Source organism: Gemmatimonadota bacterium (assembly GCA_026706345.1).
Taxonomy (GTDB): Bacteria; JAAXHH01; JAAXHH01; order JAAXHH01; family JAAXHH01; genus JAAXHH01.
Genome location: JAPOYX010000023.1, coordinates 82,593 through 109,232, shown reverse-complemented (window position 1 = coordinate 109,232; position 26,640 = coordinate 82,593). Strand labels below are relative to the sequence as shown.

Here is a 26,640-nt window from a genome sequence, read left to right as displayed (position 1 = left end):
GCCACTAACGCAGCGGAACGCGCCACTGGCCGACATGATTCGTCGAGCCGGTCTACACCGACCGGTTGTCCAGCGAGTAGGTTCGGTTCCCATCACCCCCCAACTGCCACGTGCCGCGGAAGAGGGACTGGCGCTTCGGAGGCATCTTATCGATGATCTCGTGGTCGAGGTTGAGCCGGTGCCACTGCGCCCAGATCGAGTTGTAGCAGTTGAACACCGCGCAGCGCCGGTTGTCCGTATTGGTCCAGTCATTCGCCGCGTGGATGAGGCTCTCGGTAAAAACCAGCATGGACCCCGGCGGACAACTGTAATCCTCCATGGCGGCGTAGAGGCTTTCTTCCCACGGAGATTCGCTGATGTTGGGGCGGTACCGATCCGGACCGCCATAGTTGAAATGGGCCTTGTGCGAGCCGCTCAGAAAGGAAGTGCCGCCGTACCCCGCCCTGACCTCCTCCAGCTCCCATACCACCCGGGTGAGTCCCGCGAAGATCTTGCCGCCCTGCACCTGGTAGCGCATGGCGTTGGCCTGTTGCGGAGGGCGTACGACATGGGGCAGCCCGGTGCCCTTGACGGTCGATTCCCAGCCGGGTTCCCGCGCCATGAGGAAGGAATTTTCGCAGCGGAAACCGTAGTGGTCGTCCCCCACGAAGGGCGGCTCGGTCAGGATCTCGTTGAGAATGCCCACCACGGCCGGGTGATCGAGCAAATCGGCCAGCTTGCCCTGGAAACCCTGTTTCAGGTCGCTGTTCCTGCCCTTGTAGTCCGGCTCAACCGCGGCGTACACCTCGGCCTTCATCTCCTCGACCTCGGTCTCCGTCAGCACGGACGGCACGAGGATCCAGCCCTTCAGGTCGAAGAAGAACTTCTGCTCTTCGGTCATGGTCGACATGTTACCTCCGATCCTCGCTCTGCGTTTCGACATTCGCGCGCAGGAACGCCGTGTAGCCCGCTTCGTCAAGTGATCCAGCCGCCAGTTCTATAACGGACTGTGCCGCGCACTCTTGCGTGGCGGTGAAGTGATATCCGTTCAACTCCAGGAACAGGATGCCGACCACAAAGCCGGTACGCTTGTTGCCATCGACAAATGGATGGTTGCGCACGATGCTCGCTGTATGGGCCATCGCCATTTCGATGAGATCGGGCGAATCCGAATAGGCGTAGATTTGCCGCGCCCGGGCCAAAGCCGATTGCAGCAAGCCTTTGTCGCGCACCCCTGCCACACCGCCGTGCAGCGCGATCAGGCGGTCGTGCAACATCATTGCGTCGCGTGTTTCTATCCAGACCGGGTCCGTCACTTGGCCAGGACATGGAGCGTGTTGCGATAGCGGTCGATGATCTCTTCGACCTTAGCCATTTTCTCTGCAAAATTCGGATCGTAGGGCGTCAACTTATAGCTGCCGTCCGGTCCTTCGGTGAGGAACAGTGGCTCCCCGTCCTTCGTGCGCAGCCGATTGACGACCTCCTTGGGCAGGACGACACCAAGCGAGTTGCCGAATTTTCGGACTTTGAGTTCGACCATGTAGCACCTCCTGTCGTTGCTACTATAGTAATAACATTTGATCGTAACGCAAGGAAAATGCCTGGTGCGTTTGAGGAGTTCCCGGTTGGCGGCATCGGAGTCTCCCGGCGTCCATTAAAACCACTATTCGGGAATCATGTTCAGCTATTTCTTCGGACCCGGACCCTGCGTGTTGCCGGTTGTCGTCTGATCCGGCAGGATTCGGCCCTTGATGAAAGCCACGTCCTGTTGTAGCACCTCGATGTCCTCGCGTATCTCGGCGAACTCCTCGCGCGTCTCGGCGAACCCCTCGCGCATCTCCTGGCGCAGGTCTTTGTTATCCTTACGCGTCTCCTGGCGCACTCCGGCCAGTTCCTTGCGCATTTCGGCGAACCCCTCGCGCATCTCCTGGCGCAGGTCCCTGATATCCTCACGTAACCCGTCGGTCAACCATCCGCTGGCCGAGAACAGTGCCACGAAAATCGCGCATACGGCCGTTACGGCGTTCCAGTTAATCCGTATACTCATCGGCTGTCTCCCAGTCGCATGATTCGCCGGGCGGATCCGGTCTGTGATTTGTCGCGTTTGAGCATTCCGATCCCACAAGGACGGTTTGCGATTCTGTCGAAACGGGGCTTCATGAGACGAGCATGCTTTGCGTGCGGAAACTCAGGTTAGAAAAGTCACGTGGAAGAGGCGTTGCAAACCTGTAACGAATTTGAAGAGCGGCTCTGTTGCCGAAACCGTAGCCAGCGTATCTCTCGCATTTACCGTGTGAGCGTAAGCCGTGTCGGTATTCATGTTCAACTATTTCCCCGGCGCAGGACGCTGCGCATTACCGTTTGTCGTCTGATCTGGCAGGATTCGGCCTTTGATGAAAGCCACGTCCTGTTGCAGCACCTCGATGTCCTCGCGCGTCTCGGCAAACCCTTCGCGCATCTCCTGGCGCATCTCGGCGAACCCTTCGCGCATCTCCTGGCGCAGGTCCTTAATGTCCTCACGTAACCCATCGGTCAACCATCCGCTGGCCGTGAATACTGCCACGAAAATCGCGCATACGGCCGTTACGGCGTTCCAGTTGATTCGTATTCCCATTGGTAGTCTCCCTGTCGCATGATTCGTCGCACGGATCCGGTCCCCGACCTGTTGCGTTTGAGCATTTTGATCTAATCAAGAAGGGTTGCGATTCTGTCGATACTAGGCTCCATAAAAGGCGGGCAGGCTTCGAGTTCGGTCTTTGTAACGTAATCCACTGATATCCCCGCCCTTTCCCACTGGCCTATCAATTCAGTCGTGGTCAACCTCGATACTCTCGTAAGAAAAATGAAAATAATCTCCTTGAACGGACGATAAAAGTAATGTGAATCGATTTTCTATCCCTTTCGGCCACCTGACAGACTGCCGAAATGACAACAGCTTGCCGTCACATCCGCCCACCGACACTCCGCTCCAACCGTTCCTTCCGCTTCCCCCAGTCCGGCATAACGCCGTCCAGCAACTCATAGAATCGTGATCCATGGTGGGGCTCGGCGATATGACAGAGTTCATGGGTGATCACGTAGTCGATGCCATCACCCGGCGCTTCGATCAACCGACGATTTAGTACTAACCTGGAAGAGTCCGACAGGGATCCCCACCGGCGACGCATGGTCCGGATGATTAGTGCCCGAGGCCGGAATGAATCCGGATCCGCGAACCGCAACAGGTTCACTTCTAGCCTTTCGGTGAACTTGACCCGCGCCCGGTCCCGGTACCACTTTTCGACCAGGCCACGGGTCAACTCGCTCCGACCAGGTTCGCGGCTTCGCACGACGATGAAGCCCCGGATCAACTTGACGCCGGGCTTCTCGCACGCAATCACCTTGAGACGGTATTGTCTTCCGAGGTAGAGATGGGTTTCTCCCGAGATGAAGCGCCGTTCGAGCATCCTCGGAAGAAACTGGGAGAAAAACCGCTGCTGGCGACGCACCCAGGCCGCCCGTCTGCGAACTTTTTCGGAGATGGCCTCTATCGACGCGTTGCAAGGCGCGGCCACGACAACAGTAGCGTCTGGTTCGACACCGATCTCCAGGGTCTTCCGTTCGCGGCGCACAACGGAGAAAGTTATGCGATGCTCACCGTATTGAATCCAGTGCCGTTCCTTCGTCAATCCGGAAACCTCGCCCTGGCCAGATTCATGATCCTGTTTTCGAGATCATTCAACTGCGCGTCCGTCAGGATGAGCCCCTTCTGCTCCCGAAGCACGTCATAGTAGTAGTCGTCAATGGCGTTGCGCATCTCGTTCTGTGCGATCTCGTTGGACCATACGTCGACAATGTGGTGCTTCCTGATGATCTCGATAATGTCGAGCGCGGCTTTTGCTATCTCTACTTCGTCGAATGTTTTAGCGTCAGCCCGGCCATTGGCTTCCGCAAGCAATTCTACAAGTACACCGTAAAAAGCCTCGCCGTCGTCGTTGCCCCTGACCGGTTCGGGCATCTTTTGACCACGGTCCTCCTTGCGGGATACCTTCCCGGCGAGATCTAGTACCTGCTGCAGGTATGCCCGCTCGGAAATCCGCTTCGCCCGGTAATTGCTGATCGTCTCCTCCAGAAGTTCCGAAAACCGCCGGTAGAAGGTCGGGTCCTCTTCCATCTTCTCGGTGACGGTGCGGCGCGTGGCGCTGGCGATGCGGTCGGCCCTGGACGCTTCGGTAACCCCAGATTCCTCGGCGATCGCCTTCAGGGCATCGGGGTCGTTGATGTTAACGGGCTCGACGACGGTCTCTGCTGGCATGGCGACCACGTGGTCGTCGAGGAGCTTTCTGATCTTCGGCTCGAATTCCCTGACGTCGATCGTCTCCTGATATCGCAGGCGGACCGAGCGCCTGAGTTCGGAGAACGTCAACCAGTCCCTCTTCATCCCGTCGATCTTCGCATCGTCGTACACGGCGTGGATTTTGTCTGACGACAGTGCTATCCGCAGGCAGCGACCGAATTCGCGCAGCTTTTCATAGAAGTCCTGGCGCTTGGCCTCGTCGGCCAGGAACTGCTCATACTCTTCCATGTCCTTTTTGTTCCTGATGGATTTGAACACGTCCCACAGGCGTTCGTGCGGATCTCTTCCTTGACGTTCTCCAATGTGTCGGTGAGGTCCGACGATTCAAACCCCTCGAGGGCGCTATACGCGTTTAGTGCACCGTCCAACTCTCCGAGCAGACCTTCGTAGTCGATGATGTATCCGTGCTCCTTCTCGATGCCGTCCTCCTCGAAAAGCCGGTTCACGCGCATGATCGCCTGGAGAAGGTTGTGCTCTCGTATCGAGCGGCAGAGGTAAAGCACCGTGTTCCGGGGAGCATCAAAGCCGGTCAGCAGCTTGGAGACGACGATGAGGATCTCCAGATGCTCCGAATGCTTGAACGCGTCGATGATCTGACGGTTGTATTCGCCCTCCGTCCCGTACCGGTCCATCATGCGCTCCCAGAACGCGCCGACCACGCTCTTGGAGTCGTGATCCACGTCTTCGTTGCCCTCGTGGTCGTCGGGCGGCGAGATGACGATCTCGCTAGTCACGTGGCCAATCTCGTCGAGGATCTCCTTGTACCGGCACGCGGCTGCCTTTGAGGGCGCGACGAGTTGCGCCTTGAAACCGCTGCCCTGCCAGTGTTGCCGGTAATGTTCGGAGATGTCGAACGCCCTGGCGTGTATCGCCTGTTCGGTGCGTGCCAGCGCGTTCAAGCGGGAGTACTTTGCCTTGAGATCCGCCCGTTGATGCTCATTGAGGCCTTCGCTCAATTTTTCGAACCAGGAGTCGATGGTTTCCGGGTTGATTTGCTGTTCGACGATCCTCCCTTCGTAAAGCAGGGAGACGACCGCCTCATCCCGGACCGCTTGGCCGATCGCATACCGATGGATCAATCCACCGAAGGTGGTTAAGGTGTTCTTTTCCCGCTGCAGTAAAGGCGTTCCTGTGAAACCGAGGTAGCAGGCCTTGCCGAGGATGCGTCGCATCTTGCTGGCCAGTTGCCCGAAACCGCCGTGTGATCCCGTCTGCGTGCGGTGGCTTTCGTCTACCAGAACGAATACGTTGGGATCCTCATCGATCACCTGGCCGACGCGCGAGGCCGTGTCGAACTTGTTTATGATCGTCGTAACCAGTGGCGTCTTGTTCTGAATCAAGGAGATCAGGTGGGTTCCGGTCGTGGCCCTAACGGGTTCCATTTCGCACGACTTGAAGGTGTCCTTGATCTGCCGGTCCAGATCGTCACGGTCCGTTACGATGACGATGCGCGGGTTGGAGATCGTCTCTTCCAGGGCCAGCGCCTTGCCCAACATGACCATGGTAAGCGACTTACCAGTCCCGGGCGTGTGCCAGATCACACCGCCTTTACGGACATCCTGCAAATCGAACTGCCTGATTCTTTCCATAGCCCTGCGAACGGCAAAGTACTGCTGGTGCCTGGCTATCTTCCGTTCACCGCTATCGAACACGGTGAAGCGCCGCACCAGATCCAGTAGACGCTCGCGCCGGCACAGTGCGTAAAGCGCCATGTCCTGCTTTGTGATCTCCCGTCTTTGGCCATCCTGCTCGGTGACCTGCCCGCCTTCCCCACCGATGGCAGCCTCGTAGTGGGACCGGGCAGAGGCGAGATTCCCCGAGTATACTGCTTCGGCTTCAGCAACGGCCAGGGGTCGATCGACCAGATCGCGAAGGGGATTCCGGGTCGGATACACCGCCTGTTCGTCCGGATCGAACTCCACGTCCGCTGGCAGCGTTTCAGTATCCTCCGATTCGTTCTGTGGGGTAGCATGCGATCCCTCAACAGTAGTCTCCTCCTCCCGCCAGGTCTGCCAGAACCTGCTCTGCGTTCCCACCGTCGCATAACGGGATTCCTGCCGGTTCATGGACAACAGGATTTGCGCGAAGTGGAACAGGTGCGGAATTTCGTCTTCTCTCTGGTATCCGATCAACTGACTGTCGGCCTTCTTCAGGCGCTCCGTCGGCCGCTTGTTCTCGATTACGATGAAGGGGACCCCGTTGACGAAGGCGACGATATCGCACCGGCGGGTTCGGGTGCTGCCGGCCCGCTCCACCATCATTTCAGCGGTCACGTGATACGCGTTGTTGTCCGGATGCTCCCAATCGACGTAGCGGAACGAATAGGATTTCGAGTCGCCGTCGATGGTCTTGGTGATCGTCGTGCCGAGCACCAGCGTATCGTATACGTCCTGATTGGTCCCGCGTAGCCCCTTGAGCCGGTCCGGCGTCGGCTTCAGCCGCCGCATCGCCTCGTGGGCGTCTTCGAGATCGAAGGGATACGCCCTGCCCCGGTGGGTGAAACGGTTGAGCTTCAGGAGTTGGTCAGCCAGCACGTCGTCGAGCGTGACGTTGCGCAGCCTGCCTCCGCGCAGCCGCAGCGCTTTTTCAGGAGAGAGCGGCGTAAAACCCATCGCGACCAGCAAATGCAGGGCCGGTATCTGGGACTGGTGTTTTTCCGTGGCGTCGAAGATCATGGGGATGTACCGGGTCGCAGAGACTGTTCGAGCGGTTCAGAGTATAGGCGAAACAGGGTTTCATTGAGTCAGCTTTGAATCGAAAACTTGTTAACAGCAGATGCGTTCTTTTGGACTAACAGTTCAAGGATTGGGAATTACCCGGTCGACATCTGGGGGGCCTGGAAATTTCGGGACCCCTTTTGTTTTATTGAGAAAATTCATCGGCGTGACCGTTCCCGCTTGTAGTCGTAGGCTTCGTCCCAGTCGAGTTGACCGAACAGGTCGAGAATCCGCTTCTGCTCGCGACGTGCAATGAATTCCCGCAAGGCCTGATTCACAGTTTCCTTCTTCGTTTTCTCGCCACCGATCTGAAACGCCTTGTCGAGCAGATCGAGATCTATTGAGAGGTTTGTTTCCATTGTATAGTAACTCAAGTTTTTCACCCAAACTCACCTGGAACATCATCGTTCGTACTCAGTCATCCTCCATCCAATTTCACGGATGTTTTCGAGATACAACCGATCTATCAGGTCAAGACATTTGGCAGACCATTCATCTTGTTGATGCTGGTGGTACGTGCGAAGAATCAGATTTGATACGGTGTACATGTCGATGGGATTTGGTGGATTCTGGATTTGCCCCTCCCCGCGGTACATGCCGAGTAGCTTTGCATATATGGCATATGTGATTCCGGGAACGCGGTGTGAAGATTTCTCTATGGCCGAAAATATGGACCACGAGCACTCCCGGAAGGCGGCGCTTTCGCAGAATCTTCCAATCAGTTCTTCGAAATGCTCCAGAGGCCTTCCCTCAAGGTTGTCGAAGCAAATCGCGGCCTCCCGGCGAACCTCGATATCCGGATCATCAAAAAACCTGATCAGATGGTGTTCCGACCATTTCTCACACTCCCGATGACCGATGTTCTTCGCCGCTACCTGTGCCAGTCCGAGTCTTTGAGCCGGACTGCCGCGAAGTGCTTCTTCAACGAGAATATCGGCATTCTCATATCGGTAAAGCACAGCGAGGCCCGCCAGCCGTGCTCCTGCCGTGGCGACTTGTGGCAACTCCGAGCGCAGCATATGTTCGATAACGGACACAAGGCGTTCGAATCCATCTCGTAAACCATAGTTGATGAAAGTCTCCACATCCGGCGTTGCCAGCAAACCGTGGTCATCGACATCGCTTACACAAGGTTCAATTAGTCTTAGAAACAGGCGTGATGCCAATTCCCTGTCGTACGCGGAAATGGTCAGAACAGTACTAGCAACGCACGTCCGAACTGCGGAAGACTGGTCGATTGTCAGTTTTTCGAGTGTGGATTGAAAGCGGTGAACGCACAAAGAATCCCTTTGTATGAGCTTGCCTATCGCCAAGGCGGCCCGTCCACGTGTAGTGTTGACCCCTTTTGTAACAAGATCTACCTCGCCAGAGTCGCCACCTTGACCACCAATCAGGAGACCAAAGTCCAGTCCCGTACTTTCCGTTGCCAGCCAGTCGAGCATCTGTATGACGTCATCTGGAAGTGGTTCCTCAATGGAACCCAATAAATCGGCAATCGAACCACCCAAACGATCGGTGCTCTCGGAGAACGCTCTCCGACATACATCCAATGTAAATTCTGTAGGCGCACTTGTTTCAGATAGTCCGATGAGCACGTTTTCTAGATAGACCGGATTCGTGTCCGCGGGAAATCTGAGGCACAGCCGCGCAAACCGTTCCGGATGCTTCTTTACGTAAGATCGCAACATGACGGCGAGTTGCGTGGCTCCGCCTTTGAATGGATCTTCTCTGTCGAACGGGACCTTGTCAGAATCATATCTTTCAATGTCTCTTAACCACTGTGCATCCGTCATTCTCTCGGCAGTCGCATCATCAATCGGAGATCTAACAAAGCCTGTCTCGATCTTCTGCGGAGGCGGTATTTTCATGTTGCCGAACTTGCGTTCAAGCTCTCGGAAACGGACCTGGCCGTGCTCGCTGCGCAATTTTTCCGGAATGGCGGACAGCAGACAGTAAGAAGCATATCCTCTGGCCCGACGTCTGTAACCCTCACGAGTGCGTTCAAAATCCGGAACGTAATCCAAAATCGCCCTTTCAAGCCTCGTAAGGCTCTCTTCGGAGCAGGCGGGGGCGATGCCTTCTATCAACTGAGTCGCCATCCAATACATACTACCAGAATACTCGCATTCGAAGCGCCATGTCTTTTCGAAAAGTTCGGAAACTGCGTCGTCCGCAAAGTGCTCTGCGCCTGCGGTATAGGTCCGAAAAAGAAGATAGTTCGCTATAACTGTGTCTCGCTTCTTGAGTTCGCCCAGAATCGGGCCGATTTGTTCAGCGTTTGTCTCTGCGAGTCTTTCCAATGCCGTTGCAACGGCATCACGACATGCCTCGTCAAGAGGAGCATGATCCTTTGTTTGGGCTATCATGATCCATACACCGTCTTGCCTTGGTGGCTTATTATCCTCTTTCAGAACGGCCACATCGGCAATATTGAGGATCACCGGCAGCATATGTCTGGCGAACGCTTCTGGGGCTTTGGCGGCAGCTTCCAGGATTGTTCCTGCATCGTGACGATCTTTTCCGATCAGACTCATCCAGTCGTTGTAATCTGGTTCCGCCCCGGTCGTCAGAAGATTGTGGAGTCGTCTGTGCAACCAATGAGCGATTACTTCAGCGACCCAGTCAGGACGCGTTTTGATTAAAACATATGCCTTTGTCCTGAAGATGTCGAAGTTGGCGTTATCCAAAGTTCCATTATCGATCAGACTGAGAAACAGATCGAAGAATCTCCGACTGTTTACTTGTTCGGGCCATTGTATTACTTGAAAGAACCGCCTCTGCCATTCACCACCCATGTCAATGAACGGTTCCAAAAGTTCGGCTACCCTATCGCCCGAGTGGCTCTGATGGCGTCTGACGTAGCTGACTGCCATGTCTACAAGATAGTCGTTCCCCGATTCAAGCCATTTCGATATCAATCCGCGTCCGTCTGCCATCGGAAACCAGGATTCGGAATTGAAAAAACGATCCCATACGAGAGACGCGAGTTTACCTGCGTTCGTATCCCCGTTCTGAATTGACTCAAGTTCTGATTCGATCCATGGGACCAGCACGTTCCATTCGCCTTCACATGGATCGGGCAGGAATACGGCCCTAGAAACGGCTACTTCCTTCAAGTGAACACGAATCCGGCCATCTGTCAGTAAGGCTTGAAGTTCGCGACAGTAACGATCCCTATCGACATCACGAAGATACTCCAAGACTTGTCGCACCTGCGCTCTTCGAAAAAGATGTTGTTCCGACGCCTTGAGGAAGTCGATGAGGGAGTCGTTTTGAGTCACGAAAACGCGCGCAAAACAATAATCGAAAAACGATTCATGACTGAAAGCGTAACGCCCGACAGCGTTCGATAGGACACCCTCAGAGGCCATACTTTTTACATATTGTTCGGGAAAGCGATCCAGTTTTTCCTTCATTACCGAAAGTTGCTGTGAAGCAGACATTTCATCACACAGTTCTTGGGTAATCTCGTGCCATGGATCGTTATCGGGGAAACCTGCACGCTCATTTACGGATCGACGTTTCACTTCCCAGTAACTGTCGTACAACTCCTTGTTTGTGGTGAATCTTGGTCGCGTTTTGGAATCAGGATTAGATTCCAAAAACACTGCCAGATTCTGTGGAAGGCCCAGCAGTTTCAGTTGGTTTGCGTTGAACCACTCAGTTTTGAAACCGCTAGTCTGAAGCACAGTGCCCACTTGCTCAGACGAGAAGTCAGCAATGGGAATCTCGTCGTCTTTATCTACAAGAAGGCGGCGCAAACGAGGATCATTCTCCCAATCGAATTTTCTGCAGACCAAAACGATGTGGAATTTCACCGTGTCGCGGCAACCCTGTGCCTCTTCCAATAGATCTTCAACGACATTGAAGAATGCCGTACTGCGCCCAGACGCCGTACTCACGGCATCAAGTTGGTCGATAATGAGCACTGCGTCGCGTGAATCAACTTCTGCCGCAGCTTTCAGTACCAATACTGGTGATTCTTCTAGTCCTAGGCCTTCTCCCAGTTCTTTAGTTGAGGATATCGCCTCTATCCGATCCAGACGGAAGGCGAGTACGGTAGAATGCCTTCTACGGAGGCCATCTACGCATTCGAGTATACACGCTGACTTTCCACTTCCGGCGTTTCCGGTGATAACGCGGTCGATACTGGTTTCGGCGTTTGTCAATGTAACGAGTAGCGTTTCGCTTTCTGACCGAGCTATGGAGGATTTATTGATAAGTTGCCGTCGGATGTCTTCGGTATAGCGATTGGTGACCTCGGTAACGAGAATGGGGGCATTGCTCGGATTAACGAGGCGTCGCAATCTGAATCCCCTGCTTTCAAGGTTCGAAACCAGATGTTCGCGATCTAAGGTTGCGTGCATCGAATCTTGCACTATGGCACGCAACGCGTTACAAACCTCAGTGTGGTCGCTCAGGAAATGTAGTGATAATGATTGACGTACCTGATCTTCTATTCCCCTCTCATCAGTGGTACGGACTTCAATACACTGCAGAATATTGTATACAACGGCCGTTTCTGCGTTATACCACGAATTTTTGAGTTTATCGAAAGCTTCCCTGTGATTCTTGGTGTCAAGAAACCTTGACTCGAATTCCTCCAGATTCTTTGCTCGATTAGCACGTTCTATTAACTCTCTTAACTCCGGCACATCACTGCCTGAGACAAAGACAAATCTCGCATTACTGTCTTGTGAAAGATATCTGAAAATCGCTTGTAGAAGATTCTCGTTTTCGAGTGCGGAAAGACTCCACTTACCCCTTGGATGGCTACGCTTTGCCTGATGAAACTCGTGGCGGTTTTCGATTGAAAGGACGAATTCCGCTGCAGGAAACGAAGGATCCTCAATTCGAATGCTCTCGGCTTCGCCCTTGATGACTCGGATCAGTTGGTTGATCGTCCACCAAGTCTCATACCGGTTTCCAAACTTATCTGCAGGTCCGCCAGGAAGTGGCATCGTTATGGTCTCACCTTATTACGGGTAGTCGAGTGTCGATAGAATCTAAACGACCGTTTCCGGAAAGCAGTTTCTGAAGCAAGCCGCGTTTTTGGAGTACGACAGTGGAAAACTGTTCCAATAAGAACTGGATTTCTTCCTGCATTGAATTTAACAGATTTGAGAAACCTGCCTGTTCTTGCTTATCTGTCGAAACTACGATTTTGCTCATCAGAAATGCATTTAGTTTGACAGCCATCCGTTCCAATAGAGTCCCTTCAACCTTTGTTGCGAAGCGACGAATTTGAAATGGACATGTTAGTGCATGCGTGAGGTAGTCGGCGTTTATTTTGTCCGAACTTACCTCGAGTACTTCGTAAATGGGAGACAACAGTACGTCGTGGTTAACATCTGAGCGCGCGATTGCACCCCAACGTAGGTTTGATGGATTGAATACAATATCGCCTGGATGAACTATCTTGTAAGTTTTGGAATTGTGATCTTTGACCAGGAAATCTCTGTTGTATCGTTCGGTTTTGGGGGTCACACCATCTTCAATCGTCAACGAATAGAGTGGAAGATTCGCCTTAGGTAGAGCATACTCTACACGTGGGATTAGGAATTCACCAATTCGGTATTCCGCCCAAAATCTGTTGATGGGTGAACCCGGCTGAAAAACAACCGAGTAAAAACGTCTTAGAAGTCGCTCTTTCTCCGTCCGTAATACCCCCAACTTCTTAGCCGCGTCATCCCACGTGCGTAGGATCTCCCCAATCTTGCGCTGATCAGAAATCGGCGGCAGAAACACGGAAACCTTGGCAAGCTCCGCTTCGTGGATGTGAACGACAGAATGCCCCTTGCCCAACCTCGACTTCTGCCTAACCGCGTCATCTGCGTTCAGCGCATGGGCCAGGAAGGTGGGATCCTGTCCGTGGCCACGCAAGATGATCGTATCGCCGCCGGCTACCGCCGTACCATTCCCCAACCATGCGACGGCCTTGCCGATTTCCCCGGCCGTCTCTCCCGAAGCCGCGAAGATGATGTCGCCATGGTGCAGTGGCGTCGCCCTTCGTGCCGTATCTTCGGATACGAACGAGGTCAGTTCGTCGGTCACGTCGCCGTAGGTCGTGTAGAGATCGCCGTACCTCAGACAGGGAATTCCGGATTGGACCAGATCAGCCCTGGTTATGTCGCGCCCCTTGATGAATTCGCCCAGGTCTGACAGAAAAACCCTACCTTCTCTATGTGGTAGAACTGTACCCATATTCGACCTTTAGTTTCCTCTCAATTTGAACTATCAAGTAATCCTTTACAGCTGCCTTGATCCGAACTTGTAAGCATCCCGTACGAGTTGCCCATTCGGTCATTTCCCCTCAGACATCGACGCCAAGCTCCTTGAGGTATTTCTTCATCCGCTTGCGCACTTGGACCAGTTCGGCTTCGATCTGGTCGATCTCCTTCTGGACCGCGGCGACGTCGATCTCTTCCTCCGGTTCGAAGGTGTCGACGTAGCGGGGGATGTTGAGATTGTAGTCGTTTTCGGCGATCTCCTCCGGGCTGGCCACGTGGGCGTACTTCTCGGTTTCGGCTCGGGTCCGGCAGGTCTCCAGGACCTTTTCGATATGCCCGTCGTCCATGACGTTCTGCGTCTTGCCCGGCTTGAAGTCCTTGCTGGCGTCGATGAACAGCACGTCTCTGCGGTCTTCGTTCTCGCCGCCCTGCTCGCGCGACCGGTCGAAGACCAGGATGGCCACGGGAATGCCGGTCGTGGTGAAGAGGTTCGCGGGCAGGCCGACCACGGTGTCGAGCAGATTCTCCTCGATCAGCGCCTGGCGGATCCGGCCTTCGGCACCACCCCGGAAGAGCACGCCGTGCGGAACGATCACCGCGACGCGGCCGCTGCCCCGCCTGGCGATCTCGATCATGTGCGTGATGAAGCCGTAGTCGGCCTTCGACCTGGGCGGCACGCCGCGCCAGTACCGGGCGAAGGGATCGTTCGGCGCGTTCTCCGCGCCCCACTTGTCCAGCGAGAAGGGGGGATTGGCCACCACCACGTCGAACTTCATCAGCTGATCCCCCTCGACGAGCGCAGGGCTGTTGAGCGTGTCGCACCACTCGATGCGCGCGGCGTCCTTCGCGTGCAGGAACATGTTCATCCGCGCCAGGGCCCAGGTCGCGCCGTTGACCTCCTGCCCGTAGAGGGCGTAGTTGCCCGAACCGACTTCGTTGGCGGCGCGGATCAGCAGCGAACCGGAACCGCAGGCCGGGTCGCATATCGTGTCGCCGGGCTTCGGCGCGGCGAGACCGGCGAGCAACCGGGAAACGGCGGACGGCGTGTAGAATTCCCCGGCTTTCTTGCCAGCGTCCGACGCGAAACGCGAGATGAGGTAGAGGTAACACTCCCCTATTACGTCTCCAGACACCTTCGACGGACGCAGATCGAGGTCCGGGTTGGCGAAATCCCGGAGCAGGTTGACGAGACGGCGGTTGCGGTCCTTTACCCGGCCGAGGTTGGCTTCCGAGTTGAAGTCGATGTTGCGGAACACGCCTTCGAGCTTCGAACGGTTCGCGTCCTCGATCTCTTGCAGGGCGATGTTGATCAACTCGCCGATATTCGCTGCTTCGCGCCGTTCGTACAGATCGTAGAAACTCGCGCCCTCGGGCAGGACGAAGCGCTCGCGGGCCAGTCTGCGGCGGATCCGGGCCTCGTCGCCGCCGTAACGCTCCTGGAAGCGCTCCACGCGGTCGTCCCACAGATCCGAGATGTACTTGAGGAACAGCATCACGAGGATGTAGTCCTTGTATTGACCGGCATCGACGACGCCCCGGAAGGTGTCGCAGGCGGCCCAGGCGGTCTGGTTGACCTGCTGCTGCGTGGTCTGGTTTGTCATTTCGTTTTCCTTTCTCGTAACGCGTCCGAATCTGTTGCCGTTGCCTGATCGTAGAGTATTTTGCCGGTGATGGTCCTGCGCTTGTTCGCGGCGAGGATGGTCAGGCGCCGTTCGCGTTCGGCCAGCGCGTCGACCGCAACGATCCGGCGTTGCGTCTCGATTGGCGGGGCACTTATTTCCAGGATTTCAAGGCCGGACCGGGGCACCATGCGCATGGTCGTGCCACGGGCTACCCGGTCGAAGTGACGCTGAGAAGCGGGTTGGTTGATCGCCCATGCGAGGAATTCGGGCAGGAGAATCTCCGGCTTCGGGCGTAGCACGAAAAGGGGCAGGACGGCCACGGCCCGTTCGACGAAACGATCATCCAGGGCGACGGCGATGTTCGGTTCGCCCCTCGAACGGAAGATCACTTCGCCCCGGCCCACGAGGTACCGTTCAGGCAGATCATCGAAGGCAACGCGCGTCAGGCGGTCGGGATCAACGTGACCGTCCGGAGACACGTCTCCCAGTTGGAGCGTGAGCGAACCGCCTTGTTCAGCCGGTAGAAGTCTGCCGCGGGAAGTATAGCCTGTAAGGATTGCACAGGCATCTCCGATTCGCATATGTTTGTGTCGCTGTATCATATCTACAGAAGATATACAGCGCGGGTAATTATCTCAAGTAAAATTATGCAGTAGGTAAATTACAGACGATTAAAGCCTGTCGAAAACGAGAGGATTTACTGGGTACTTCCGGCCGCAGATTATCTGGTAGAAGTCGGTTTATACAGGGGATGGAATCAGGACCGGGGAGGCACGTTGGGGGTATGACTCGTACCTTCGGGGTTTCATCGGACATTATGCCGATTCTTGCGTCTTGCGCTTGGCAAAGAGCAGACACGCCTGGATATCTTCTGCCTCCAGATCCGGATATTCCCGAAGTATCGTCTCCGTCGTGTCATCTGACGCGAGCATCCCCAGGACGTGTTCCACTGCGATGCGCATATTGCGAATAATCGGCTTGCCGTCAAAGATGCCTGCCTGTACGGTAATGCGATCCAATTTCAATCTCCCTCGAGCCTGAATTCATAAGGATTGGTTACTGAAACCCTGGCAACCAATCCAAGAATCTCGATGATTTGATCTTTTTCGAGCAACCGACTCGAGATCTTCTCTTGCATATCCTCGCGTTCTATCGGGGGGATGCGAACGGCGAAGAACGGCCATAGATGCCTGGATCGATATTCCTCGTCAATCATTGGAAACGCCGAGATCGGATCCATATCGTAGCCCGAGACATAACGGAACACAAACTCATCCTGGTCCAGGGACAGGGTGCCCACCAAACGCGGCGCGTCCGTGGTTTGCCGATAAACTTCCAATTTGCGCTCTGATGGTGCATCTGAAGAAGCGCGAGCGAGTGCTGTCCCCCATGCTTTCGGGTTAAGTAGATCCGCGAAACTTATCTTCATATTCGAACCTCCTCCCGAAGACGGTCAATTCGTAATGCGAGAAGATCCCTGATAAACCCGATTCGGTCCTGGGTTATGATTCTACGAAACCGCATCTGGAGCATCCGTTCTATCTTTTGTATATTCACCGCGTCGAACACCCGACAAATCGTCTTCCTGTTCCGGTCCGGCAATTCAGACGAAATCCAACCGATCAGGGAAAAGTGGTCGTCTTTATTATCCCGTCCTGTGCTGAAAATAGGCCGCGACTTGTTGGCATAGTTTTCAAGGAAGCCCATTCGTCCCTGATTTTGGGCCTGCTTGATCAACGCACTGTCCGAGTATTCGCGAAAAAGCCCCCGTGCAGTATCGAAAATCGGCGAGAACCGGATAGGCCCTTCATTCCCTTCAACAGGTTCGAGAACACCCCAGTTCATTCCGTGCCTGTCAGGCGCCCCGATAAACGCATCGAAAGCAACCATCCTGAAAAATCCTTCTTCCAGATTCCCGTAGTCTTTTTCATACAATGAGGAAAGGATTTCCAATATGTTTTTGATCGTGTAAAAATCAGTCTCCCTGGCACGATTCTGCAACTCGAATGCTGATTCAACTTCAGATGGATTGGCTTGGAAATACCGCGCTGCAAGTTCAATTCCATGGAGTAATTCGAATTCGCGCCGCACTACGAAATTCTGGGAAAGGAATCGGACGTCGTCTTTCGAAATGCGAACCAACTTCGAACGGGCCATCTTGACTGGCAACAGCACTCCGATTTTTGATATGATTTCCTCTGTCACGCACTCTCGTGCGTAGTCCTTCAAACGCCCCCTTTTGGCAATGTAACCAGTAGTTGTTGGTGATTGAGGATCACCGTAGGCTAAATAGTTCTTCGGGACCGTGCCGACAATCGGAAACTCTTCTAAACCGCAAAGCTTCCATCCCCCGGGAAGGAGAAGGGGAATTGCTCGAATATCCACCTCGATTTTACTGGACGTCGTTGTGTATCGATTCTTCCGTGAACGCCGTGTCATATGTCGTCCTTACTACATACAAGGTAACCCGGTCGGCCAATCTGGTCAACCGCGTTTCCTGTTTACGGACTATGGTTACTTCAGCCTTGCTGTTACATTCTGCAAGTCATCCGGCATTGTCAGTAATCATCCTGCTCACGGGTTCGGCCATCCAGGTCGGCATCGCCGCGCGCAAAGTCAATAGTTCCCGGCGGTCCTCCGCGGAGAGTTTGTTTTTGATCATCCCGACGTGCTCCTCGACCTCCCGTGGACCCAGCCAGACCAGGGCGCGTATAGTGTCGCCACCTTTCCGGTGGGGAGCAACCAGTTGCCAACTCGGCGAGTGGCGCAATTCCACCCGCAGTTCGCCGAACTTCAGACACCGGTCCGGCCCGGAGGTCAGATAGACCGACCGTACCGGGACCTGCGTGGTAAATCCCAAGGCGTTTGCAAAAGCGCCGCCGCAGGGAACAATCGTCTCTCCGGTCAGCACCGACAGGGACATAACCACTTTTTCAACTGCCGGCGGCCGGAAGCCGAAGCGAGTTTCTACAGGGCGCGCGTACATACCCTGGCAGATGCGCATCAGACGACCGTTTCGAGCCAGGCGCGACAACGCCTGGTCCACCGCCGACCGGGTTCCGAGGTGAAGTAGGGCGTTCGGGCACAACAGCGTCCCCTCGGAAGTTTCGGAAGCGTGTTCCATGATGAGTTTCGGAAGACCAGGCATTGTTGTATCCTCTATTTCCGTAATCTCCTCCTGTAATTTGTCAGAAATATATATAATTATCTGACAAATGGGAAATGAATACTCATTGCGATCTTCCATCTCGCGAGATCTCGCGAGCAGAAGCTCCCTATTATGACATACGATCCAAGAGGTTAAGCTGTTGATCAGTCCGTTCGAGATGCCGTTGTCGTAGAAATGGTAGCGCCGGCTCCTGGCGGTTTCCTTGCGGAGATTCCGGCTAAGAGGAGATTCCGGCTGAAGCCGCAACGGCTGTAGAGGCCGGAATCAGAGCGCTATTGCTGACGCTCATCAATGCCACGCACCTCTTCGGACCAGTCCCGCCAGATGTCGAGGTTGGTGTGATCCGTCATGAGCGAGTCCGGCAGGGATTCGGGCGTTTTGAGGAAACCGTAGATGGTCGCCTGGCGGATGATGTCGGCCGACGTATTCTGCCCGGCGATGTGGAGGATCTTGGTGTGCCAAAGGACCGCCGTGCCGGCGGGGCCGTGGCAGTCGACGGGCTGTGTATCGCGCTTGATGCGCTGGATTACCGCGTCGCTGTAGCCGGGCTTGCGTCCCGCCAGGTGTTCGTCCATATGCTTTGCGCCTTCGAGAAAGGCCTGCCACTGTTCGCGCCAGATCCGTCTGTGGCTTCCCGGCCACACCGTGAATCCGCCGGAATCGGGCGGCAGGTCGTCGACATAGGCGGTCACCTGAAACCGGACGCGGCCGTAGCATGCGCCGTCGGAATGGGCGCCGCGGTAGTCCGGACCAGGAGACGGGCTGCCAGGCAGGGTGCAGTACAGGCCGCGAGTCCCTTGCCCGGTAGACCACACCGGACCCGTCCTGGGCAGGCGCAGCGCTTCTTCCGTGGTGAAGGATCCCTTTTCGGGCCATTGCCCGGTCTCTTCGATCCCGTGAGTGGCCAGCCCGCCCACCATGTCGTCGGACATGAAGCACGGCCCGGTCGTCATGCCGGACTCGTCCGCCCCGGCCGGCCACACTACCGTACCCTGGCCAAGTAGTTGCTCGGCGACCTGCCAGAGGGCCCGGGGGGCCAGGTCGAGCATGAAGGGCTCAGCGCCGTTGCGGACATAGAAGCGGTGGCCTTCGGTGAAGAAATAGGGGTCGCCGCCGATCTCGGGCCGCTTCGCATTAAGTTGGCCGCTTACTTCGTCGTTGAAAGGCGCCCAGGTGGTGGGATCGCCGCGTTTCATAGCGGGGTTGTGTGTCTCCACTGCGTCCCACAGTGCTTCCCTGGCCTGGCGGCATAGTTCAGGGTCGAGCACGGCGGGCAGCACGAGGAAGCCGTCGCGCTTGAAGCGGGCGATCTGGTCTGAGGTGAGTAGCGGAACTTGCTTCACGCCCGGATTGGCCGGTGTTGGTCGCATTAGGTTTTTTACCTCCATCTACTTCCGTCATCCTCCTGAACCATGCTCTCCTTCACTTTCATCGCCTTCTCCGGCGCTACCTTGTTCACCGCCTCCCTCACCGCCTTCGCCTCCACCGCCATGTTCACCACCACTTTCACGATCCTCTCCGTGCTCTCCGCCTCCCTCGACTCCCGATCCATGCTCACTTTCGCCCCCGGATTCATGCTCTCCGCCCTCGCCTTCGTCACCGGTCCCGTGCTCGTCTTCCCCGACCTCGGCGTGAGGCGTCCATCCGGTAAACGATTCTGCCGTCGCGGCCAGTGAGACCTCAGCGGTTTCGCCCGGTGCGAGTTCGACCGGCGTAGTCGGACCAAGTTCGGTGCCGTTCGAGAGATGTACTTCGACTCTGACCCTGTTCAGCACGCCTTCCTTGGTGTTCTGTACCGTTCCTAGGAACGCATTGCCTGCCGCGTCGTAACGCAGGATTAGCCGGGCGCCTTTACGAACGAAATCGTAGGTCTCGTCCAGGGCCAGCAAGTCTCCCGATTCTTCCTCATCGTCCGACGTGGACTCCGAGCTTTCGCCCTCGGACGCCGAACCTGTTTCGGTGTTTTCGGCACCGTCGTCCGACATTGTTTCAGTATTTTCGGCACCCGCGTGCTCTGTTCCTGATTCTCCGGACGCACTGTAGTCTTCGCTCTCGCCCTGGTCGCTTGCGCAACCGCCCAGTACACCCAGGCCAATCGTTGCAACGAACCCGGCCGCCGCGACCCAGACGATCAGCGTGACGGAGAAAGAACGAATAGTAAGAGCCAGACGCTCAAAGATTCCTGTTCGCTCCCGCCGCTCCGCGCGCGCCGTATTCTCCGTACGCTCCATGTTTGTCATACTCTCCATGCTCACCTTGTTCGCCATACTCGCCGTGCGCGAATCATCCCTAATCATCCGTCCTCTCCTCGATAACATGATCCCGCAGCATCGACGTGGCGCCCTCCGACCGGAACGTTCGGGGTTCCAGGTCGATCTCCTCCCCCGCGATCATTTTCCGGAGCAGCTCGGCCACGCCGTCCACCGCCACGGGCGCGAGGGCCTCGCCCTTCTCCTTCGTCCCGAGTTTCGCGGAACTCTCCATTTCCATGTCCGCTTCGTGCACGCGGTGGGGGAACAGGGCCATGGCCATGGAGGTCTCGTATTCGTCGGCGTGCCCGGGCAGCCGCTTATCCTCCATGTACCGGTAGACGACGTCCACCGGGTAGGTGTCCCAATATGAATTGAAACGCACGTTGATGCCGAGCCGTTCCCGGAAAGCGTCGATGCGGTTCATCATGGGGACGACGTTGCCGCCGTGTCCGTTCAGGATGAGGATGTTGGTCACGCCGCCCCGCCTGAGGGCGTCGCACACGTCGTAGACGTACTCGGTGAAGATCTCCGCGCGAACGGTCAACGTGCCCTTGTGCTCCATCCAATGCTCCGATACTCCGATGGCGATGGGCGACGCGACCACGACGTGAGGATAGAGCTTCAGCGCCGCGTTTTCGGCCATGTAGGCGACGCTGGCCGTGTCGTGAATCATCTCCAGATGTTCCAGGTGCTGCTCCGTCGCGGCCGTGGGTACGATGGCCGCCTGGATGGTGCCGTCTTCGATCCCTTCCCTGAACTCCTTGCGCGTCAGGTCTCCGATAAAAACACGCTTTCTCGACATGAAGCGGCTCCTGTTGGCTGCGGTTGCTACGACTGCGTTTTTTAACTGTCGTGCACTTGGCGTATACGTTTTTACTCCAGCGCCTGTTCGAGATCCCGGATGATGTCGCCGGTGTCTTCGAGCCCCACGGACATCCGCACGCGCTGCCCCGCGGGGTCGCCGGCGACGAGCGAGCCCATGTCGCCCAGGCTGACCCAGGGCCGGCACAGCCTCACGCGGCTGAAGAACCGTTCGGCAGTCATTTCGGCGAGCTCGAAACTCACCATCCCGCCGTAACCGGTCCACTGCGACCGGGCGATTTCGTGGCCGGGCGTGGAGGGAAGTCCGGGATAGTAGGTCCGCTTGATCCCGGGGTGAGACTCGAGGAACTCCGCCACGGCGCGGGCGTTCGTGACGTGACGATCCATGCGGAGGGAGAGCGTCTTGATCCCGCGAAGCAGCAGGAAGGCGTTCAATGGGCTGAGGATTCCCCCGTAGGTGTTCCGGGTGCGCAGGATCTGCTCGCCCAGGTCCGGGTCGCAGGTCGTGATGATGCCGGCCAGGGCGTCGCCGTGCCCGCAGAGGTACTTGGTGGCGCTGTGGAGCACCACGTCCGCGCCGTGATCGATCGGGCGGAAGAGATAGGGGGACAGGAACGTGTTGTCGATCACGACCTTCGCGCCGGCCTCGTGGGCCTTGCGGATCACCGCGGGCGCGTCGATGATGTCCAGCGTGGGATTCGACAGGGGCTCGAAGTACACCACGTCGGTGGGCTTCTCAAGGGCCGCGTCGATCTGCTTCGGGTCCCGCATGTCGATGATGTCCGTATCGAAGCCGAGCCTGGGCAGTTCTTCTGACATGAAACGTTTCGTCCAGACATAGGTCGTATGATGGCTGACGATCCTGGATCCCGCCCCGATGAGGGTCATCACGGCCTGGGTGACCGAAGCCATGCCGCAGGCGGTCGCGACACTACGGCCGCCGCCTTCGAGTGCGCACATCTTCTCCTCGAACGCGGTGAACGTGGGATTGCTTCCCCGCAGGTAGGCGCCGTCCACCGTCGCCGCCTGATAGATCGGCGTCGCCGACGTGTTCTCCGCCTCGCCCGCGTGGATGGAACGTGTGATGAATCCCTGTTCGTCGGTCATTTCGTTCGTCCTTTCCCTACAGTTGCCGCTCGATGGCCCGGCCTTTCCGATCGAATCGTCCAGTGGAATCCGGCTGTCTGCAACCTCCGTTCGGACCACGGGGCTGATCCCGCCGTCTACAGCCGCCGCTCGATGGCCCGGACCATGCGGTCGATTTCCTCCCGGCTGTTGTAGAAGTGGGTGGAAATCCGGAACACGGGCACGTCGTTGACGTGAAAGGCCACGGTCTCGATCTTCTCGTCGTCCCACAGTTCCTGGCGGATCTTCTGGAGATCGGCGCCCTCGATGGTGAAGGTCGTGATGAACCCGGACATCTCGGGATCCCGCGGCGTCAGGAAGCGCACACCGCGGATGCGGCCGAGGCGCTCCCGCATGTAGTCGACCAGGCCGCGGCAGTAAGTCCGGATATGGTCCCAGCCGATTTCCTGCTGGAAGTCGAGGGCCGTACCCAGCCCGATGAAGGGCGTCTGGTCCCGGGTGCCCATCATGTCGAACCGGCTCGCGTTCGGGTTGGGGTGGGCGCTGGAGCCCAGGATCAGCGGCTCGACCCGGTCGTGGGCGTCGTCCGATACGAAGAGCATGCCCGTGCCCTTGGGAGAAAGCGTCCACTTGTGGAGGCTGGACGCGTAGAAATGGGGATTCCATTCGTCCAGGCACAGCGGCACCATGCTCACGGCGTGAGCGCCGTCCACGACCACCCAGATACCGTGGTCACGTCCGATCTCGGTCAGTTCCTTCACCGGCGTCACCAGTCCAGTAGACCAGTACACGTGTCCGAAGACCATGGCCGCCGTTTTTTCGTTCAGTCCGCTTTTGAATACGTCGATAATCTGTTGCCGATCGGTGATCTCCATGGGCAGATGCACCCTGCGAACGGTCATGCCGTGCCGCTCGGCAACGTAGTCGAAGCAGGCGTTGACCGCCCCGTACTCCTGGTCCGTCATGAGGATCTCACCGCCCACCTTCCAGGTCACGCCCTGGGCGAAGACGCTGAGCGCCATGGTGGTGTTCTGGACCAGTGCGATACGCTCCGGCCGCGTGCCCACGAATCTCGCCAGCTTTTCTCTCGACTCTTCGACGATCGGCCAGTATTGGGGCTGGTGCTTCAGCGGGTCGCTGTCGAAGGCCCGGATGGCCTCGGTCACCCGGTCCACGACCGGCTTGGGAGACGGTCCGACGGAGCCGCCCTGGAGAAAGGCCACGTCGCGGTCGAGATAGAACTGGTCGCGCCGGATCGCCTTCCAGAAGGCGTCGTCCGGGGCGGGCAGCGTACCGGTTACGGCCGGAGTCGAAGCTTCGCTCATGCGGGTTCTCCCATTACAAAACGGCTCGCGCCACTTTGCGGAACGCGTGGATCACGTCGTCCACGTCTTCATCCGTCAACTGGGCAGGCAGGGGCAGTATGCGCGCGCGGTCCAGCAGGTCGTCGCTGCGCGGCAGCATGCCGGCGCGGTATTCCATGGGACTCTCGGCGTTGAAAGGACAGGTCCAGGGACATCCCGCCGTCGTGACCGGCACCTTCTTCAGCAGGTTGGACATGTACCGGTACTGGTGGATGCCGCCGTGGGGTTCGCCCGCCGGGATTCCCTCCGCGCGTATGGCCGAGGTGAAACGGGCCGCGACCTCCGCCGATTCATGAATCCAGGAGAAATAAGCACCACTGTCGCCCTCGGGATCGGTGATGCGCCTTAACCGTATGCCGGGCGTCTTGCCCAGGGTCTCCCGCAGCCGGTCCTGGTGCCTTCGCATACCGTCCAGGATGGTGGGCAGCTTGTCCAGCTGGACCAGACCCAGCGCACCTCGCAGTTCGTCCATGCGGACTCCCATACCGAAGGTCTCGAACAGCGAATCCTCCCCGGTAGAAACGCCTTCGATGTCTCGTTCAAAACCCGTGTCGTGGTAGCATATCGCGCGCCGGAAGATCGCTTCGTCGTCGGTCGTGACCATCCCGCCTTCGCCCGTGGTGAAGTTCTTGTTGTACTGCAGGCTGACGGCGCCCACCGTTCCCATCGATCCGACGCGGCGGCCGCCGATGCTCGCCCCCGCGGCCTGGGAGCAGTCCTCCAGAACCGGGATCCCGTGCCGGTCTGCGATTTCCACGATGGACGGCACGTCGGCGACCGTTCCCGCCATGTGCACGGCGACGATGGCCCGGGTCCGGGGCGTGATATGCCGCTCGATGTCATTCGGGTCGAGATTGAGGGTTTCGTCAATGTCGGCCAGCACCGGCACCGCCCTCAGATGCACTACGGCGTTCACGTCGGCGATCCACATGAACGCCGGCATGATGACCTCGGTACCGGGTCCCACGTCGAGGGAGGCTAGGGCCACGGAAAGGGCCGTGCTGCCGCTGTGGGTGGCCAGGGCGAAGCGCGTGCCGACGTATCGGGCGTAGGCGGCCTCGAATCGATCCACCTTGCCGAGGGGCTCGATCCCGTAGTACCGAAAGGGGGACCGGGCTTCGATGACTTCGATGGCGGCCTGTTTTTCTTCCTCCCCGTACATTGACCCGCCGGGTACGAGAGGCGGCCACTTCTCGGTGCGAACCGGCGTCCCACCGTCGATTGCCAGGGATTCCGCCATGGGCGTCGAGCCTCAACGATAAAAACAGGATGCTATGCGGAATGGCTGCATCAGGATTCAGGACTATACTACGGTGAACATCCCGTTACAAGCACAAATTGGGACGAACCTGAACCGGACGATAGTGTCAGGCGTTCCTGCTGGACAATGCGTTCCTGCTGGACAGGCGGTGGGTCACGTCCATCAGCCGATCCTTCCAGGCGAGCCGATCGAGCCAATCCCGGGGTATGCCGCTGAGACCGTAAAGCGCGCCGGCGAGCTGTCCCGTCACGGCGGCTACCGTGTCGGCGTCGTCGGCCAGGTTGGCCGCAAGGAGTATGGCGGCGCGGAAGTCGGCGGTACGGGCGACGGACCAGATGGCGGCTTCGAGGGTGTTGATCACGTAACCACTCGAGCTGATTTCGTCCCGTGGCCGCCCGCGCCAGCTCCCGCCCAGGATCCGCTGGACGGCCGGCGCCCCGTCGATATGTCTCGGGGCGAGGAGATCCGTTCGCGGCGAACCGGCGATGGCGTCCGCCAGCAATTCCGCGAAGGCGCGGCACGCATCTACCGCATCCTCGGCGGCGTGGGTGGTACGGGACTGTTCGGCCGCGGTGGCGTCGAGCAAGCCGCGGTCGTCCCAGAAGCGCAGGGCGACCGGGGCGAGTCGCATCAGCGAACCGTTGCCCGCGCTGCGCGAGTCGGTCGAACCGGCGATTGGATCGCCGGTTCGCTCATACCGGGCAAGCGACGCCCTGGTGGTGTTTCCGATGTCGAAGCAGCTTTCCGTGCAGGAGTATTCGCCGTGCCGCCACCAGCTGACGAAACGGTCCATCAGGTCCCGGCAGTCGATCGTTTCCGACGCGGCCAGGCTATCGGCAAGGGCCAGCGCCATGGTTGTGTCGTCCGTCCACGATCCGGCGGGCAGATCGAAAGGGCCTCCCCCTACCATATCTTCCACCCGCGCCTGTGCGTCGCGCGGCCGGAATTCGAGTGTCGTGCCCACCGCGTCTCCCACCGCGAGACCGAGAAGAGTCCCGATTGCACGGTCCTGGATGCTCTTCGCCGTCGTGGAAGGCAGCGGCTCCGTCGCTGCCGCGCACCTTTCTACGTATCGCTCCTGACTCAAGGTTTCGATCGCGTAGGGGGAACGGGCTTCTCGAACACGGCGCTTCGCTTCGGACGGGCTTTCCCCGAATTCCACGAGGAGGCGGGCGGCCAGAGTGCCCGCGCGGCCGAGTCCTCCCTTGCAATGGACGAGGACGTCGAAACCGAGCCGGAGCCGGTCCCTGATGGCCGGTCCCGCGACGCGCCATGCCTGCTCGAAATCGGCGCCCGGTGGCTGTCCGTCCGGAATCGGCAGGTGCCACCACTCCATGTGACGATCCGCGACCGCCCTGGAAAGACCGGCTACTTTCAGATCATGTATCTCCTCTTGTGTGATCAGGCTGGCGACCGCTGTCGCACCCCATGCTGCGACTGCATCGAGATCCAGGTCCAGGTCGCGCGCCCAGTTACCCGCGACCCCCCGGGGATCCGTCTTGCCGGGACACAGGGTGATGCCGATGCGGCCGAAACTCTCCTTCGGTCGCAAGCAGTCGATGCGAAGTGGATGGCTCACGCTGGTTTTTACATCGGACATGGCTGGCCTTTCGCTGATCTTCAGGCGATTTATTGCCGCTCCCGTCTTTTCCTTGTTGATCTTCCGCATTAATCTTCCGCCAGCGGCTGCCCGGCCTCCGACAGGTCGAGCGGACACAAGTCATAGAACCGGATCCCGTCCAGTTGGTTTTCCGTCAGTAGAGACTTTAAGTGCCGGACACGGTCGTTACAAGCCAATTCCG

Annotated in this window: 22 protein-coding genes and 1 pseudogene; all 23 read right to left on the bottom strand. The window is 57.6% G+C overall.

The window, feature by feature from the left end; translation table 11 throughout:
* Window positions 1-52: 52 nt before the first annotated feature.
* Window positions 53-889, bottom strand: a complete 837-nt coding sequence (locus OXG98_02885; protein MCY3770954.1) for a phytanoyl-CoA dioxygenase family protein — start codon at window positions 887-889, stop codon at window positions 53-55.
* 1 nt (window position 890) lies between these two features.
* A complete protein-coding gene (locus OXG98_02880) occupies window positions 891-1,295 on the bottom strand; it encodes a type II toxin-antitoxin system death-on-curing family toxin (protein ID MCY3770953.1) in 405 nt (134 codons plus the stop codon).
* Window positions 1,292-1,519 carry an AbrB family transcriptional regulator gene (locus OXG98_02875; protein MCY3770952.1) on the bottom strand — a complete coding sequence of 76 codons (228 nt, stop codon included), beginning with the start codon at window positions 1,517-1,519 and terminating at the stop codon, window positions 1,292-1,294. Before OXG98_02875 ends, OXG98_02880 begins: the two co-directional genes overlap by 4 nt.
* Before the next feature lie 144 nt (window positions 1,520-1,663).
* Window positions 1,664-2,026, bottom strand: coding sequence for a hypothetical protein (locus tag OXG98_02870; GenBank protein ID MCY3770951.1), 363 nt, complete (start codon window positions 2,024-2,026; stop codon window positions 1,664-1,666).
* Between the two features lie 279 nt (window positions 2,027-2,305).
* Complete coding sequence (locus OXG98_02865; protein ID MCY3770950.1) at window positions 2,306-2,593, bottom strand: hypothetical protein; 288 nt, start codon at window positions 2,591-2,593, stop codon at window positions 2,306-2,308.
* A 328-nt stretch (window positions 2,594-2,921) separates the two neighbouring features.
* Window positions 2,922-3,647 carry a SprT family zinc-dependent metalloprotease gene (locus tag OXG98_02860; protein MCY3770949.1) on the bottom strand — a complete coding sequence of 242 codons (726 nt, stop codon included), beginning with the start codon at window positions 3,645-3,647 and terminating at the stop codon, window positions 2,922-2,924.
* Window positions 3,644-6,990 (bottom strand): annotated as a pseudogene (locus OXG98_02855) (HsdR family type I site-specific deoxyribonuclease). Before OXG98_02855 ends, OXG98_02860 begins: the two are co-directional and overlap by 4 nt.
* A 200-nt stretch (window positions 6,991-7,190) precedes the next feature.
* On the bottom strand, window positions 7,191-7,391 hold the full coding sequence (locus OXG98_02850; GenBank protein ID MCY3770948.1) for a type II toxin-antitoxin system VapB family antitoxin: 201 nt from the start codon (window positions 7,389-7,391) through the stop codon (window positions 7,191-7,193).
* 42 nt (window positions 7,392-7,433) lie between these two features.
* On the bottom strand, window positions 7,434-11,993 hold the full coding sequence (locus tag OXG98_02845; protein ID MCY3770947.1) for a hypothetical protein: 4,560 nt from the start codon (window positions 11,991-11,993) through the stop codon (window positions 7,434-7,436).
* A gap of 10 nt (window positions 11,994-12,003) precedes the next feature.
* The gene (locus OXG98_02840) at window positions 12,004-13,236 is read right to left on the bottom strand and encodes a restriction endonuclease subunit S (GenBank protein ID MCY3770946.1); all 1,233 of its coding nucleotides are present in this window, start codon (window positions 13,234-13,236) and stop codon (window positions 12,004-12,006) included.
* Between the two features lie 109 nt (window positions 13,237-13,345).
* Complete coding sequence (locus OXG98_02835; protein ID MCY3770945.1) at window positions 13,346-14,863, bottom strand: type I restriction-modification system subunit M; 1,518 nt, start codon at window positions 14,861-14,863, stop codon at window positions 13,346-13,348.
* Window positions 14,860-15,465, bottom strand: a complete 606-nt coding sequence (locus OXG98_02830) for a restriction endonuclease subunit S (GenBank protein ID MCY3770944.1) — start codon at window positions 15,463-15,465, stop codon at window positions 14,860-14,862. The genes OXG98_02835 and OXG98_02830 overlap by 4 nt, the downstream gene beginning before the upstream one ends.
* Window positions 15,466-15,699: 234 nt before the next feature.
* The gene (locus tag OXG98_02825) at window positions 15,700-15,903 is read right to left on the bottom strand and encodes a DUF433 domain-containing protein (protein ID MCY3770943.1); all 204 of its coding nucleotides are present in this window, start codon (window positions 15,901-15,903) and stop codon (window positions 15,700-15,702) included.
* Between the two features lie 2 nt (window positions 15,904-15,905).
* Window positions 15,906-16,313 (bottom strand): hypothetical protein, encoded by a 408-nt coding sequence (locus OXG98_02820; GenBank protein MCY3770942.1) that lies wholly within the window; start codon window positions 16,311-16,313, stop codon window positions 15,906-15,908.
* Window positions 16,310-17,323, bottom strand: coding sequence for a HipA domain-containing protein (locus OXG98_02815; protein MCY3770941.1), 1,014 nt, complete (start codon window positions 17,321-17,323; stop codon window positions 16,310-16,312). The genes OXG98_02820 and OXG98_02815 overlap by 4 nt, the downstream gene beginning before the upstream one ends.
* Before the next feature lie 106 nt (window positions 17,324-17,429).
* Complete coding sequence (locus OXG98_02810; protein MCY3770940.1) at window positions 17,430-18,032, bottom strand: DUF6088 family protein; 603 nt, start codon at window positions 18,030-18,032, stop codon at window positions 17,430-17,432.
* Between the two features lie 293 nt (window positions 18,033-18,325).
* Window positions 18,326-19,423 carry a phytanoyl-CoA dioxygenase family protein gene (locus OXG98_02805; GenBank protein MCY3770939.1) on the bottom strand — a complete coding sequence of 366 codons (1,098 nt, stop codon included), beginning with the start codon at window positions 19,421-19,423 and terminating at the stop codon, window positions 18,326-18,328.
* A 27-nt stretch (window positions 19,424-19,450) separates the two neighbouring features.
* On the bottom strand, window positions 19,451-20,350 hold the full coding sequence (locus tag OXG98_02800; GenBank protein MCY3770938.1) for a hypothetical protein: 900 nt from the start codon (window positions 20,348-20,350) through the stop codon (window positions 19,451-19,453).
* Window positions 20,343-21,107 (bottom strand): creatininase family protein, encoded by a 765-nt coding sequence (locus tag OXG98_02795; GenBank protein ID MCY3770937.1) that lies wholly within the window; start codon window positions 21,105-21,107, stop codon window positions 20,343-20,345. The genes OXG98_02800 and OXG98_02795 overlap by 8 nt, the downstream gene beginning before the upstream one ends.
* 71 nt (window positions 21,108-21,178) lie before the next feature.
* Complete coding sequence (locus tag OXG98_02790) at window positions 21,179-22,234, bottom strand: PLP-dependent aspartate aminotransferase family protein (GenBank protein MCY3770936.1); 1,056 nt, start codon at window positions 22,232-22,234, stop codon at window positions 21,179-21,181.
* 116 nt (window positions 22,235-22,350) lie between these two features.
* Window positions 22,351-23,538: an aminotransferase class V-fold PLP-dependent enzyme gene (locus tag OXG98_02785; protein MCY3770935.1), complete on the bottom strand. Its 1,188-nt coding sequence runs from the start codon at window positions 23,536-23,538 to the stop codon at window positions 22,351-22,353.
* Window positions 23,539-23,551: 13 nt separating this feature from the next.
* Entirely contained in the window at window positions 23,552-24,817 is a 1,266-nt protein-coding gene (locus OXG98_02780; GenBank protein ID MCY3770934.1) for a DegT/DnrJ/EryC1/StrS family aminotransferase, read from the bottom strand.
* A gap of 127 nt (window positions 24,818-24,944) precedes the next feature.
* The gene (locus OXG98_02775) at window positions 24,945-26,507 is read right to left on the bottom strand and encodes an ADP-ribosylglycohydrolase family protein (GenBank protein ID MCY3770933.1); all 1,563 of its coding nucleotides are present in this window, start codon (window positions 26,505-26,507) and stop codon (window positions 24,945-24,947) included.
* Between the last annotated feature and the right edge of the window lie 133 nt (window positions 26,508-26,640).

Bases quoted from the DNA above. Each gene is read 5' to 3' on its own strand.
- OXG98_02805 (MCY3770939.1), bottom strand. From the start codon at position 19,423: ATGCGACCAACACCGGCCAATCCGGGCGTGAAGCAAGTTCCGCTACTC.
- OXG98_02845 (MCY3770947.1), bottom strand. From the start codon at position 11,993: ATGCCACTTCCTGGCGGACCTGCAGATAAGTTTGGAAACCGGTATGAG.
- OXG98_02865 (MCY3770950.1), bottom strand. From the start codon at position 2,593: ATGGGAATACGAATCAACTGGAACGCCGTAACGGCCGTATGCGCGATT.
- OXG98_02810 (MCY3770940.1), bottom strand. From the start codon at position 18,032: ATGCCTGGTCTTCCGAAACTCATCATGGAACACGCTTCCGAAACTTCC.
- OXG98_02870 (MCY3770951.1), bottom strand. From the start codon at position 2,026: ATGAGTATACGGATTAACTGGAACGCCGTAACGGCCGTATGCGCGATT.
- OXG98_02790 (MCY3770936.1), bottom strand. From the start codon at position 22,234: ATGACCGACGAACAGGGATTCATCACACGTTCCATCCACGCGGGCGAG.
- OXG98_02800 (MCY3770938.1), bottom strand. From the start codon at position 20,350: ATGATTAGGGATGATTCGCGCACGGCGAGTATGGCGAACAAGGTGAGC.
- OXG98_02815 (MCY3770941.1), bottom strand. From the start codon at position 17,323: ATGACACGGCGTTCACGGAAGAATCGATACACAACGACGTCCAGTAAA.
- OXG98_02785 (MCY3770935.1), bottom strand. From the start codon at position 23,538: ATGAGCGAAGCTTCGACTCCGGCCGTAACCGGTACGCTGCCCGCCCCG.
- OXG98_02835 (MCY3770945.1), bottom strand. From the start codon at position 14,863: ATGACAAACCAGACCACGCAGCAGCAGGTCAACCAGACCGCCTGGGCC.
- OXG98_02850 (MCY3770948.1), bottom strand. From the start codon at position 7,391: ATGGAAACAAACCTCTCAATAGATCTCGATCTGCTCGACAAGGCGTTT.
- OXG98_02780 (MCY3770934.1), bottom strand. From the start codon at position 24,817: ATGGCGGAATCCCTGGCAATCGACGGTGGGACGCCGGTTCGCACCGAG.
- OXG98_02840 (MCY3770946.1), bottom strand. From the start codon at position 13,236: ATGGGTACAGTTCTACCACATAGAGAAGGTAGGGTTTTTCTGTCAGAC.
- OXG98_02830 (MCY3770944.1), bottom strand. From the start codon at position 15,465: ATGCGAATCGGAGATGCCTGTGCAATCCTTACAGGCTATACTTCCCGC.
- OXG98_02885 (MCY3770954.1), bottom strand. From the start codon at position 889: ATGTCGACCATGACCGAAGAGCAGAAGTTCTTCTTCGACCTGAAGGGC.
- OXG98_02820 (MCY3770942.1), bottom strand. From the start codon at position 16,313: ATGAAGATAAGTTTCGCGGATCTACTTAACCCGAAAGCATGGGGGACA.
- OXG98_02875 (MCY3770952.1), bottom strand. From the start codon at position 1,519: ATGGTCGAACTCAAAGTCCGAAAATTCGGCAACTCGCTTGGTGTCGTC.
- OXG98_02795 (MCY3770937.1), bottom strand. From the start codon at position 21,107: ATGTCGAGAAAGCGTGTTTTTATCGGAGACCTGACGCGCAAGGAGTTC.
- OXG98_02775 (MCY3770933.1), bottom strand. From the start codon at position 26,507: ATGCGGAAGATCAACAAGGAAAAGACGGGAGCGGCAATAAATCGCCTG.